Annotated in this window: 13 protein-coding genes; 5 read left to right on the top strand and 8 right to left on the bottom strand. The window is 46.6% G+C overall.

Annotated elements, in window-relative coordinates; genetic code table 11:
* Positions 1-126: 126 nt before the first annotated feature.
* From smpB to QUA13_RS04110, 3 genes are all read left to right on the top strand, one after another.
* A complete protein-coding gene (gene smpB / locus QUA13_RS04120; protein ID WP_006631384.1) occupies positions 127-594 on the top strand; it encodes an SsrA-binding protein SmpB in 468 nt (155 codons plus the stop codon).
* A 729-nt stretch (positions 595-1,323) separates the two neighbouring features.
* Positions 1,324-2,010 (top strand): tetratricopeptide repeat protein, encoded by a 687-nt coding sequence (locus QUA13_RS04115; RefSeq protein ID WP_246276699.1) that lies wholly within the window; start codon positions 1,324-1,326, stop codon positions 2,008-2,010.
* Positions 2,007-2,237 carry an Osc7112_2153 family protein gene (locus QUA13_RS04110; RefSeq protein WP_246276700.1) on the top strand — a complete coding sequence of 77 codons (231 nt, stop codon included), beginning with the start codon at positions 2,007-2,009 and terminating at the stop codon, positions 2,235-2,237. Before QUA13_RS04115 ends, QUA13_RS04110 begins: the two co-directional genes overlap by 4 nt.
* Before the next feature lie 280 nt (positions 2,238-2,517).
* On the opposite strand, the gene QUA13_RS04105 is transcribed toward QUA13_RS04110, so the two are convergent.
* The 8 genes from QUA13_RS04105 to QUA13_RS04070 all read right to left on the bottom strand — a co-directional run bounded on the left by QUA13_RS04105 (position 2,518) and on the right by QUA13_RS04070 (position 11,245).
* Complete coding sequence (locus tag QUA13_RS04105; protein WP_333196839.1) at positions 2,518-3,978, bottom strand: IctB family putative bicarbonate transporter; 1,461 nt, start codon at positions 3,976-3,978, stop codon at positions 2,518-2,520.
* A 214-nt stretch (positions 3,979-4,192) separates the two neighbouring features.
* Positions 4,193-5,077: a sensor histidine kinase gene (locus QUA13_RS04100; RefSeq protein ID WP_172186747.1), complete on the bottom strand. Its 885-nt coding sequence runs from the start codon at positions 5,075-5,077 to the stop codon at positions 4,193-4,195.
* A 178-nt stretch (positions 5,078-5,255) separates the two neighbouring features.
* Entirely contained in the window at positions 5,256-6,698 is a 1,443-nt protein-coding gene (locus QUA13_RS04095) for a 1-acyl-sn-glycerol-3-phosphate acyltransferase (protein ID WP_333196836.1), read from the bottom strand.
* A gap of 597 nt (positions 6,699-7,295) precedes the next feature.
* On the bottom strand, positions 7,296-9,302 hold the full coding sequence (locus QUA13_RS04090) for a ribonuclease R family protein (protein WP_333196834.1): 2,007 nt from the start codon (positions 9,300-9,302) through the stop codon (positions 7,296-7,298).
* A gap of 315 nt (positions 9,303-9,617) precedes the next feature.
* On the bottom strand, positions 9,618-9,833 hold the full coding sequence (gene rpsR / locus QUA13_RS04085; RefSeq protein ID WP_006631377.1) for a 30S ribosomal protein S18: 216 nt from the start codon (positions 9,831-9,833) through the stop codon (positions 9,618-9,620).
* 302 nt (positions 9,834-10,135) lie between these two features.
* Entirely contained in the window at positions 10,136-10,324 is a 189-nt protein-coding gene (gene rpmG, locus QUA13_RS04080; protein ID WP_172186750.1) for a 50S ribosomal protein L33, read from the bottom strand.
* A gap of 38 nt (positions 10,325-10,362) precedes the next feature.
* Positions 10,363-10,896, bottom strand: coding sequence for an RDD family protein (locus QUA13_RS04075; RefSeq protein ID WP_333190659.1), 534 nt, complete (start codon positions 10,894-10,896; stop codon positions 10,363-10,365).
* Positions 10,897-11,002: 106 nt separating this feature from the next.
* Positions 11,003-11,245 carry a DUF7219 family protein gene (locus QUA13_RS04070; protein ID WP_172186752.1) on the bottom strand — a complete coding sequence of 81 codons (243 nt, stop codon included), beginning with the start codon at positions 11,243-11,245 and terminating at the stop codon, positions 11,003-11,005.
* Positions 11,246-11,657: 412 nt separating this feature from the next.
* Between QUA13_RS04070 and QUA13_RS04065 the strand changes: the two genes are divergently transcribed.
* Complete coding sequence (locus QUA13_RS04065) at positions 11,658-11,876, top strand: hypothetical protein (protein ID WP_333196831.1); 219 nt, start codon at positions 11,658-11,660, stop codon at positions 11,874-11,876.
* A gap of 320 nt (positions 11,877-12,196) precedes the next feature.
* Positions 12,197-12,700 carry an anthrone oxygenase family protein gene (locus QUA13_RS04060; RefSeq protein ID WP_333196830.1) on the top strand — a complete coding sequence of 168 codons (504 nt, stop codon included), beginning with the start codon at positions 12,197-12,199 and terminating at the stop codon, positions 12,698-12,700.
* The last annotated feature ends 62 nt before the right edge of the window (positions 12,701-12,762 follow it).

Genomic DNA, 12,762 nt, shown 5'->3' with positions numbered 1-12,762 from the left:
CACGTTGGTGACATCTTAGCTCAGCAAAATTGGTAATGCCTAGACCGATTATTTAAGTTTTGTCAAGTTTCGATTTTCTCTACAGAGGAGCTAGCGTTATAATAATTAATTTTAGCGGAGGTAAAAATGAGCGAAAAAAGCCCAGGATACAAAATTGTTAGCGATAACCGACAAGCGCGCCATCTATATGAAATTATAGAGACATATCAGGTAGGCATCGAGTTGAAGGGAACCGAAGTCAAATCAATTCGGGAAGGAAAAGCTAATTTGCGGGACGGATATGGCTTAGTTCGGAATGGCGAACTGTGGCTGATCAACGTTCACATTTCGCCCTGGAGAAGTGCTAGCAACTATTTTAATCACGAGCCTCGCCGCACCCGTAAATTGCTGATGCACAAGCAGGAAATCCGCAAATTAATCGGCAAAGTCGAAGAAAAAGGTTTGACTTTAGTGCCGTTAAAAATGTATTTGAAAGGCGGCTGGGTAAAACTTGATATCGGTTTGGGAAAAGGGAAAAAACTGTACGACAAGCGCGAAGATTTGAAGAAACGCGAAGACAAGCGGGATATGGAAAGAGCCATGAAGCAATTTTAGTCATTAGTCATTACTCATTAGACATCTCCGGAAAAGAAACTAAAACCTTTGCTACTATAAGGTTTTAGTTTTATTTTTGGAGATGTTTATTAGTCAGGAGTCATTAGTGATTAATGATTGGTGATTGCTGATTAGTGATTGATTATTTTAAATCGAGTTCGGTTAATTACTCATCATAAAATTGTTCGATATCCCCGTTGAGAATTTTGAGGACTTCCGTCGTCACTATCAACTTAATTAGAGTTATTTCACCGAAGTCCATCTTACAGCAGATTGCAAGTTGATGAAATACACCCCCATCGAGCAATCCCTCTAGGATCAAAGTATTGCCGTGTCACTACTGTACTTCATAAACCTGCGTGCTGTATCTCCTAATACAGTCGCATACTGTCGATCGACAGACCGCTGCCTAAGTATTATTACTTAGGAAAGGGGAACAGTTCTACCTTCTTCCTGCTTCCCCCTGCTTTTTTTCTGAAAATATCCGGATAGCTTGTGGAGCATCATGAAAGATTAACCTATGCTCGAATACATCTAGGTAGTGGGAGCATTACCCAAGCATTCGGCTGTGGACTTGCAAACTCTTATGAGAAATGGGCTCAAGCCTGAGTCCTTTCCTAAGATTATGATGCCATTAGGGTGGCAATTAAATCTGGCAAACAAAATATAGCCCAACTCTCAGGTTAAAATATGCTAAAAATGAGACCATTAGCTAACATTTTCAATGTTATGAAAGAGCCAGCAAAAAAGCATCACACCTCGAAGTGGGGAGCCTTCTTGGTGATGCTAGCAGTAGGCTTTGGTGGCTGGCAAATTGGGTTGCCCGAATTGGCATCATTTTTTAATAATATTGCCTTTGAAAACTACAAAGCCAATCGATTGGCTGATACTCAACAAGCCTATGAGTTAGCACTTTCTGTAGATCCCAAAAGCCGCACAGCTCTTTACAATTTGGGATGGCTTTGCGAAGAAGTGCAAGATTTACAGTGCGCTCGAGGAAAATATTTGCAAGCTGCAAAACTCGGTCTGCCAGCAGCTTACAGCAATCTAGCTCGCTTGTATATAATCGATCAAAAAAACTCTGCTGCTGCCGTTCACTTGCTGTGGCAAGGTTTGAAATTAGCTGAGGACGATCAAGTTAAATATTCTTTACTCAAAAACTTGGGATGGGCGCGCCTCGAACAGGGTCGATATTCAGAGGCATTGCAACATCTGGATGCAGCGATTAAACTTGATACTGAAAGACCAGCAACTTACTGCTTAAAAGCGCAAGTCCTAGAAAAGATGAAAAACACGAAGGAAGCGCTACCGCAGTGGAAAATTTGTCTAAAGTATGCGGATTCTCAAGAATTCGATGAGGATATATGGATAGGAATGGCACGTCAACGATTAAACGAGGAAAAAACAAATAAATGAAACGCACAGTTTTGTTTTCATCAACCATACTGGCAATTATAACGGTACTGGAGCTAAGTCAAGCCTCAACAGCACTGCCAACTCCTTCGACTGTTAAAATTACAGTTAATGAATCAGTCGAAACGCCGTTCGACTTCAATCAATCGACGTGGCGGCGGTGCAGAGATAGAGATGGTGGAAAGTATCCGTGCCCAAGATTCGTCATGCCTTCGGATAGCGCAGAATAAGAGTTATTTTCAATAAATTTTGTAGAGTGTACCCTGAGCGCTTTACAGCAACAGGTATGTAGTATGTAGTAGTATGGACGGTGCGCAGTGCGCACCTGATAGCATTTGAGATTTGAGATTAAATAATTGAAGAATTGGAAACAACTTAATGACTATAATGGTTTGCAGCTTGCATAAAGCTGCATTCTTTTTTTGAACTGGTATAACTATTAATAATTGCTGTGTCCGCTGTTGCTGGAATCCGCACCGGGCGGGGAGAAAACCCCGCCAGCAATTCTATCTACTCGCCCTCCGTCAAAACTGAATCAGGCTGCTGCTGCGAGTTGCTGTAAAAACTAGCAATAATCGCCACCATCAACCACCAAAGCATATTAACTTCCGGTCGGTACCAAACTGTATCGACAAAACCGTGGGCCATCATGCCTGCTAAAGTTGCGATCGCCCCAATCAACCAAAACCCCTGACTCGATTTTAGATTTTGGATTTTAGATTTTGGATTTCGGGATTCTTCCTCTAAATTAGAAATCTTAAATTGTGAATCCCGCAGATTTTTTATCTGCAACAAACCTTGATTGACGGTGACTGTCATCAGCCAAAGGAAAGATATTAAACCGATAAAACCGGTTTCTACTGCAATTTCCAGCAGCACGGAATAAGCGCTCAAAGCAGTAAATCTTGGCTTCATATAAAGCGGATAAACTTTATTAAAAGCAGTGTTTCCCGGGCCAATTCCGAGAATCGGTCGATCGCGAATCATGTCAATTACTGCCGTCCAAACATTAATCCGAAAATTGTTGCTGCTGTCACCTCGGCCGATAAACATACTCGAAACTCGATCGCGCAGCGGCTCCACTACAGCCACTCCCAAAATCAAGGCCCCAGCCAAACCTCCTAACCCTAACGGCAGGGCCCAAGTTCGCCAGAACCGAGGCATCAAAGGACTGTACCAATACCAAAGCAGCACTAAAAATACCACAAGCAGAGCCACAAAACCGATCCAAGCACCCCGGCTGTCTGTGTAGCGCAAACACGCGCAATTCACCACCAGCATAGTCAGCGCTAAAAATTTTGTTCCCCATCCTTTCCACACAAAAAGTGCGGCAGCGCTCAATGCAATGGCCGGCAGCAAATAGGAACCCAGCAAGTTTGGATTGCCCAAAAAGCTGTAAACTCGCGTGACATCGGCTTGAGTAGAAGTCGGATCGTTCCAAGTAGCTAATGGCGGCACTTTGTCAATCCACTGCCGCACGCCGTAGAAACTGACAACTAGAGCGACGTTCAAAAATACGGCAATTAACCACGATCGCCAACGGGGCGATCGCAATATCCGAGCCATCAGCGCAAAAAACAGCAAATACAGCGTTAGCTTGCTCCAACCCGTAAAAGCGGCAGCTTTCACTGGCGACATCGCGGTTGCGACGGTGGCAATGCCCCAGTACAGCAGAACCAGCAAGTGAATGGGCGTCAAGGCGATCGCGCGATCGTCGGAAACAGTCAGCAGCACCCAAAATGCAGCGCCAGCCGCCATCAACACTCCCACCAAGGCATTGTTCACAAATGGCCCCAAACCGAAAGTCAAGGCCAGCAAAACAAAACCCAGCGGTTCTGCCCACTGCATCAGCCAGCTACTCTGGCGCCAACTGCGCAAAGAGCCGATCGCTAAATTTAATAAATAACTTCCACTTTGCCACTGAGAGAGCGGCAAATTTGCCAGAGTTAACTGTTGCCAAACTGAATTCATTGCTATTGTAGATTTGTACTTGGTAATCGGTAATTGGTAATTGGGAATCGGTAATTGGGAATTGGTAATCGGGAATTGGTAATCGGGAATTGGTAATTGAAAAAAGTTGAGTTATTTTTCTTCCTTCTTTCAGCAGTTACGTCCTGTACACTGCCTCTTCCTTCTTCCTTCTTCCCTCTTCCTTCTTCCTTCTTCCTTCTTCCTTCTTCCTTCTTTAGCCTTCCAACAATTCCGTAGCATTGGTGCAGGGGAGCCAGAGCACGTAGCGATATCCAGATTCCGGGGCCCCTTGAATCGAGAGTTGACCGCCTTGAATTTCCACCAATTGGCAGCAAAGCAGCAGCCCCAAGCGTTCCCTGGCCCCGTAACCAGCTAACACCGGTGCGGTATCCTCGGCATTCTGGGCCACCAAACCCGCCAACTCAGAAAACGCCAGCGTTAATCGCTGCGAACCCTGTGTCGGGAGTTGCGGTTCTCCGGGGGAGTCAGTTTCGGAGTTCGACGGCGAACCGCTACCCGATCCGACCTTCAACAAGTAGTCGGTGTAGAGTTTAGCATGGGGCAAACTTTCTCCCAACCAAGGATGAAAAACCCAAACTCCGATGTTGATACCGTCTTCTTTCCGAGAAACGTGGACTCGAATCACGCTGCCTGCCCCAGCAGATTGAATAATGCTAAAAATTAAGTGGTGCAGCATTTGCTGAACCTTATCTTTATCGACCAACCAGATGCGCGGCCCGGGCCCCATCGACAAATTAATTTCTTGCTCTCGCCTACTTGCCGCAGGCAACAAGATTGTCACAACCTGCTGGCACAAAGTTTCTATATCGACTGCGGTTCGCTTCAACGTGAAAGCGGAATCATCTAGTTCTGCCAGTTCCAAAATTTCTTCAACTAGCGATCGCAAAGATCGGCTGCTGTCTTGGATCACATCAATATATTCTTTTTGCTTGCTCGTTAAGGGGCCATAAATTTCTTGTTTCAACACGCTTGCCATGCCGAGAACAGAAGTGAGCGGCGTGAGCAATTCCTGCGCTAAATAATTCAGCAGTTTTACCTTAATTGAGTTAGTAGACAAATCGATAGGTTGGTTAGTCATTGGTATTTTTTATTGGTTCATTGTCGAGCGAGCGTTGGCGGTTCATTAGACCTATTCCAAAAGTCTATAACAATGTGTTTACACTTCACAAAAGAAAAAGGTAGGAAAGAAAAATATATATTCCTTGTTCCCTCGAACCTCTTCCTTCTTCCCTTGAACATCTTCCCGATCGGACTAATTAAGATTTAATCATTCTTTCTAAAGCTGATTGCAAGTCTTGAGTGAGTTCTGCCACTGCTAACCTGCGGCTGGTTTGATATCCCTCCCAGCGATCGCCCACTGATATCGGTTCGCCCACGGTCATTTGTACTTGCTGTTTGCCCAACTTCGGTCGGCCGAAAGGATTTCCCCCTTTGATGCGAGCCAGTACGTCCCACAGCAGTAAAGTTGTTTCTGCCAAACGTTCTGCTGTCAGCTTTTCTTCGACGTACCTGCCCGTGACGGACACGAAACTTTCTACAAGTCTCATGTGCCACATCCGAAGACTTGCTTCTTCAGCGAGGCGATCTGCTAATCCTCTTTCTAAGGGAGAAAGTGCTGCAATATTTTTGATATCTTCTCGATAAATATAGTCCCAGCCTGCTTGTTCCAGACGGCGGCAGCGGTCTATTAAACTGCCTTTTGGCTTTAAATTAAAATATTCTTCTGCTACTTGCAAAGCCACGTCTAACAGTGCTTTCAGTCGAGCGATCATTACTTCATTGCCCGAATCGTTTGCAGTTTTTTCTGGGAGCGATAACGATGTTAAAATAGATGTTTGTGGCTGTAATGTTTTATGATAAAAACGGCTGTAAAACTCTTCCATCACTGCTAGCAAATGACCGCCCAGTCGGATAAGGCGCAGATATTGGAATTTGTGATTAGGGTTTTCGGAATCGGGATTGGCGGTCTCTAAGTTGGCGATCTCGGTGCGATCTAAGGGTGGCAGTCCGCAATCAATTTCTAATTGAGTTAAAAGTTTTTCTAGGGGTTGCCAAGGTGGGTTGACATAGCGGTATTGAATGCCGATCGGCACAATTAAAACTTTTTCAGTGCGCCCGGCTTTTAGCAAATCTTCAACGCACCAGAAGCCCATTTGAGCAATTCCCGGTTCGAGGGGGCTAACTATCTCATTGTGACCGTTGGTGGCGCCTTCTGGGGCGGCGGCGATCGGGAATTGGCTGTTGGCAAATAAATTGCGGCCAGATCGCAATCCGAGGCGATCGATTTTTCCGCGAACAATCGGAGTGCCGCCGAGGTGGGAATACAACCAGCCGACGCCCGCACCGGCCCACAGGGGAATGCCGCGATCGTAGATAAAGTGGGAATGTACCGGGAATTTTAGGGGAATGCCTTTTGCCCGCGCCGCCTGGGGAACGAGTTTCCAAATTAGTTGTCCCAAACAGTACGGATCGTCTGAGTTGGGGTGGCGGAAGGCTAGCAAGAAGCGAACTTTCTGATTTTGAAATTGGTGGAATAGTTCGGCGAGGGTTTCGACGTTTTCGGCTTGGATGTGGCTGATATTCGTCCGAAATCGCAGCCACCAGGGGAGTATTTGCTTACAACCTTGCATCACTAGCGGGTTGTAGGCTGGGGGTATGAATTCCAGCGGCGGCTGAACTTGGCTAATTGAATTGGGCATTTTGCGATTTTAAATTTTAAATTTTAGATTTTAGATTACTAGGCTGCGGTAAAAACTTCCAATTTTTACAATGCTGAAGTTTTTTTTATTAACCGCAGAGCACGCAAAGGAAACACAGGAAGAGAGGAGATAACAAAGCGTGTCAACTTAACGTCAAAAGTATTACCCGTCTTGGATTAGATATCATGTCCAATCGATCGACCACAATATTTTGGTCGGGGCGGGTTTACGGGATTTCTGGCTGATATTACAGATCGGGGGTGAACCCGCCCTGACAAGAATTACGATTATTTTACAGGACTAGATATGAACCCATCATCTTTTTTACCCCCTGCCCTTGACAAGGGGGATGCGAGGGGGTCAATCGATTTTAGATTTTGGATTTTAGATTTTAGATTAAAGAATTGAAGCATTGACCCCACGGATAAATTCGGGGGGCAAGTTTCATCGGATACAGGTTTTTTATTTCTGGACGGATGAATCCGGGGGCTTGTATCCTGGATGCTTTCGGTCAGAAACTCGACTAAAAACGAGATTTATCCTCAGTTTCAGCCTTCAACGCAGATTTTTGCAGTCTAAAATCTCAAATCTCAAATCCTATTGTGCAGCTTCAAAGATCATTTCTTGGAAGTTAATGACATCCGATCGCGGATCGCAGTGAGTGACTTTGACTTCTAGCCGATCGCCTATGGCGACCGATCGACCAAATCGCATTGCCAATTCTAAACCCAACTCTTCCAATAAAATCAATCCGAGATTGCTGTCTTCCCTCAACCAGCGCAGCATTAAAGCTTCCCAAACTTCGTCTGGGTTGCGCCGCAAATATTCCAATCCCCAATAGCGGTTAGTTTGGCGTTCGACAGTGGATGCTTCTTTAACTGCGGTGCCGAGACACATCACAATGTCCTGTATTTCTTCAGCCGTAAAAGGTAGGGGTTCGCCGCGCAGGTGGGCTTTGATTTGGAAGTGAGTCAGCAAGTCGGTATAGCGGCGGATCGGAGAAGTAACTTGAGTGTATAATTCCAAACCCAAGCCGGCGTGGCGTCCGGGGGTGAGGCCCATTTCGCTGCGGGGCATACAGCGGCGCACGGCGCAAGCGCGGGCGGGGCCAGCAGGCACGGCCAGCAGTTCTTCATCGGGAGGGAGTTCGGGCTGTGGCTGATAGCGGTATGGTATGGGCAGGCTGTGAGCTTGACCGTAGCGGGCGGCTAGTTCGCCGGCTAAAATCATCATTTCGGCTACTAGCATCCGGGCTGTGGAGTCGTCGATGACGTGGATTTTGATGTCGTCGCCGTTGACTTTGATGACGGATTCGGGCATGAAAATGCTGATTGCGCCTTGGGCTTCCCGCCATTTTTGCCGCAGTTTTGCCGCTTGTGCGATCGCTGCTATTTCGGGTTCTGCTTCGATTCCCAACTCCAGCATTTCGTCTACGTCATCGTAGGTCAAGCGGTAGGTGGGTTTTATGGTGCTGATGTGGATGCTGTAATCTTGAGCCGCGCCGATTTCGTCTAAGGTGACGCTGAAGCTGAGCGCGCTGCACTCTTTACCTTGAATTAAACTCATCGGCCCGGTTGCCAAAGCTGGGGGAAACATGGGAATCATTCCCGTGGGCAGATAAACTGTAGTGGTGCGCTTTCTGGCTTCGAGGTCTAGTTCGTCTCCGGGGGAAAGCAAGCGGGTGGGATCGGCGATGTGTATCCAGAGTCGCTGCTGACCGTTTTCGAGGAATTCTAAGCTGAGGCCGTCGTCGATTTCGGTGGTGCTTTCGTCGTCGATCGTGTAAACCTTGAGGTGAGTTAAATCGAGACGATTTGTGTCGGAGTCGGTTGGGGGATTTTCTAGGCAGCGTTGGGCCACTTCTAATACCTTTGCGGAGAATTGTAGGGGAATTTGGCTGCGCCGCAAAAACAGGTTTTCGTGGGTACTCCAGAGGCCGAGATCGACTAGGAGCCCAAAGGCTGCTTCGGAGTTTTCGGAGCGTTCTAAGCTGGCTAAAGTTTCTAAAGCCGGGGTGCGGTGCGTTGCTTCTTCTCCGAGGAGGGCAAAGCGTTCCAGGGCGTCGAGGCGAGTTCGATCGCTGTGTTCCCAATCTACATTTTTTCCTGCCAGCCGCTGTTTGACTCGATCCCAAAATCCTTGGGATTCTTGGTGTCGCTGCTGTTCTACTTCTTGCTGGTGTTTGATTTCGGCTACTTGGGCGGCCGGTCGCGGTTCGTAGCGATCGCCCTTTTGTTTGAAATACAATTTATCTGTTGATAGCAAACAGTAAGCCGCGTAACACTGGGCCGCACTGCGTTCGGAAAATAACAGCATTGCCAGGGATTCGGGATCTGTCGTTTCTCCGTCGCCGACTAGGAGTTCCCAAGCTACTTCCAAACTCGACGGATCTGAGTAGGCTTCTACTTCTTTGAGAAATTTGGGAATGTCGGAGGGTTTGTAAGTTTCTCCGACTGCTTCGTAGCTAATTTGTTTGGGCGGTATGCTGTGCGGTTGACCGTTTTCGTCTACCACGATCCAGTTTTTCTTGCCGTCGGGGCGATCGGCAACTGCCAGACGGCGGTCGCCGTGCACTCTAAATTCTACTAAGGTTCCCTTCTCCACTTGCCAGCTTTATATTTGAGATTTTGGATTTTTACAGTAGCCACTTATCGAGTTTCGAGCTTGCGATTTTAGATTTTGGATCTTGGCAATTTTTATGGTCAATTGTGACAGTTAAAATCTAATAAAAAGTTGTTCTTTTTCTTTCTTATTTTTTAACTTTTGACTTTGGATTAAGACTTGCGCTGCGGCGACTCTCAACCCTATTTCGCGATTACTTCGCTGCATTCTTGCTGCCCTCTTAATAGCAGAAAGACGTTGTTTTCGCGCAAGTCTTATTCCCAGTCCAAAATCTAAAACCCAAAATCCCAAATCCTGTTAACCTTCTTGGTTTACGAAGGGCATCAAAGCTACAATTCTTGCTCTTTTGATGCTTCTGGTCAGGTCTCGCTGCTGTTTTGCCGTCAAACCGGTAATCCGGCGGGGCAAAATTTTACCGCGTTCTGTGACGTATTTTTTGAGCAAATCGACATCTTTGTAGTCGATCGGGTCTCCTGGTTTGATGGGCGAAACGCGCCGGCGAAAGTAAGTCATGGTTTGTTGTTTGTTGACTGTTGACTGTTGACTGTTGACTGTTAGTTTTTAGTTATTAGCCGTTAGTTGCTAGCCGTCAGTAAAGCATTTGTTAGTTATCTGCTTTTCGCGGGTGAGTCGATTTTAGATTTTAGATTTTAGATTGACTCCACAAATGAATCTGGGAGCTTGAACCTTCGTCTAAAATTTTGCGCTCTCCACTCAGGATTGTCGGGGGCTTTTACCCGTTTTTGGGCGGGTTCAATATCAATTGCCAACAACTGATGACTGATGACTGATGACTAAGGACTAATGACTAATCACTACTTGATCTCTTTGTGGGCAGTGTGCCTGTTGCAATGGGGGCAGAACTTTTTGAGTTCCAGCCGCGCCGTCGTGTTGCGGCGGTTCTTTGTGGTGGTGTACCGAGACACGCCTTTTGAGCGTTTGCTTACGTTTGTACGGCACTCAGTACACTCTAGAGTAATTATGATGCGGACGCCTTTAGCCATAATTCTAAATAAATTTCGACTAATTTAAACACAATTTATTATCTTCTCACATTGCTCTGCACTTGGTCAAGCAATCTTCTAACTTTGATGTCTAGGGAGTAGCCGCGGCGGGTTCCGACGACGATCGTCCCCCCGATGCGATCGTGGAAAGCTTGGGGAAACCTTTCGGCGGAGGTGAGGGCAACGCTACAGTCGATCGCCAGGGGCAGCATCAGCAGCAAGACGGCGGCGTTGGTAGATGTGAGCCCAGCTATACCTGCGAAGGCTAAGCCAGCGCAAATGCCCAGCAATGCCTCGCGCTTGCACAGTTCTTGCACTCCGGGAGTCCGTTGGAATCGGGTATCGGCAATTTTCATGTCTAAAGCCCAGCGCCCGAGACTTTGACCTTTGTTTTTCCTGACGATGGCTACCCGCATTATCAGCCACAGCAGGACAAAAAATATGGTTTGGACGATCGCATTAGTGCCCAGAAGCAAACTGGGCAGCCAAACAGCGATTCCGTCGATGCAGAGGGCCGCGGCGCGGCGGCCGACGGATACTTTGGGAAGGAGAGGAACTAGGTCGGAACTCATAGGCAAAAAGGTCGATCGCCACTAGCAACTTTTTTATCTTAAGCTGTGGAATAATCGATCGGCATCTATGGTGCGTAAACCAACGTCAAAGCCAACCGCTAATTATTCAAGCTGAAAATGGATTTTCGCCAATTCCCAACTGCGTTTTCGACTTTTCCACCTGTTCCCACAGTGTTTGGATCTGAGTAAATGCCTGTTCCACAGAGATTTTACCGTTAGATGTCAAGGAGCTGATGTAACCCACCCGCTGAGAAAACTCTTGTAAATTCGCATTAAATACCACATTCTCTGGCTTTACTTCACCGTAATAGCGATTTTGAGGATATAAAAAATTTGAATTTGCTACCATTGCTTTAACCTCGGATGAAAACTTGTTTCCTGAACTTATCAAGATTATTATAAACCGCGCTTCCCTTCTAAAGTTGTGCTGTAAGTAGCAAAAATCATGTGATATTTTGGGAGCTTTTTTGTGATGGCAATTACACCGAGAGATGTGGGCGACAAAAACCTAAGTAACTTCACGTCGTATAAAACTTACCCATACGGGGTCAAGAATCAGGTTTCTGGGTTAAAGCTTATAACTTCCGATTAGGCGTCAAAACGTTGCTTTTTTTCGTCCAGGACTGACTTATTAAAATAAGTGACAAAAACTCCGAAAGTGGATATGATTATTGCCGACATAAATAGTTCTACTTTTAGACGGAAACTGCGTAGTGTCTCCCAATGCGCGATCGCCTCATGCCACACCCCGGCTAAGGTCAGTGTTAATCAGACTTGCGATCGCCGTAATTGCTGCTGCTGTTATCGCCTTCAACATTCCTCACTCCTTAATTCCCGTGTTTAAAGAATCCGTATCCGAAGCAACGCCGCCGCCAGAAATCCAGAAGGTTCTCGCCGGCCGGCGCAAAATTGTGACAGTGGGCGACAGCATCACCGAGGCAGGAAAATACCCCGGAGGTTACGTTGTCTGTGAGTGCTAAGTTTGAATAGTAACACCTGCTTTTGGTCAAGCAGGGAGTGCTGGAATCCCTAAGCTTTTAGCTACTACGAAGTAGTATAGCATTGACAATCAAAATCAGCCACATTTTTTAAGTGGTAAGTGATTTAGTCCTTAACTCTCTGCTAGATTGCTTTTAGCTCTTAATAAGAGCATGGTAGTGGTTGAGAACTTAACTTTTATTTGCGGTTTGCTTTCCACCCTGTCCACTTTACGTCAAGTTTCTCGGCTCAATATCAAGGTTAAAAATACAACGACACAATGCACTAACAAGGCATTGGACATTAATTCGCAGGAGGTTTTATGGCAATGGTTGACTACTCGGTTTTCACATTGAAGCTTTTCTCGGCACTAGGCTGCGGGCTGATTGCTGGAGTCTTCTTCGCCTTCTCGACATTTGTGATGAAAGCCCTTGCCCGACTCCAACCAGCACAGGGTATTGCCGCCATGCAAGCCATCAATATAACGGCGATTAATCCGTTGTTTATGACGGCGCTATTCGCAACGGCTGTTGCTTGCATCTTTCTTGCTATCTCCTCGCTGTTAAAGTGGCACCAACCCGGTGCCGCTTACTTACTCCTTGGCAGCCTACTCTATCTTGTGGGTACTGTAGGAGTGACGATCGCGTTCAATGTGCCGCTAAATGATGCGCTGGCGACTGTCGAGCCAAGCAGCACTGACGGTGCGGGCCTATGGGCTAGATACCTTACCGAATGGACGTTCTGGAATCATGTTCGGACGGCTGCGGCGCTGGCGGCATCGGCTTTGCTTACCATTGCGCTCAGTTATCGAGCGGTACAATTTTAATTTGACATTTTGAATTTTGAGCGATCGCGCGATAGATGCGATCGCAAAAACGAAATTTATTG

The sequence above is a fragment of the Microcoleus sp. S28C3 genome, from assembly GCF_036700785.1.
Taxonomy (GTDB): Bacteria; Cyanobacteriota; Cyanobacteriia; order Cyanobacteriales; family Microcoleaceae; genus Microcoleus; species Microcoleus asticus.
The sequence above is the reverse complement of the archived record's forward strand: the minus strand, read 5'-3'. Positions and strand labels throughout refer to the sequence as shown.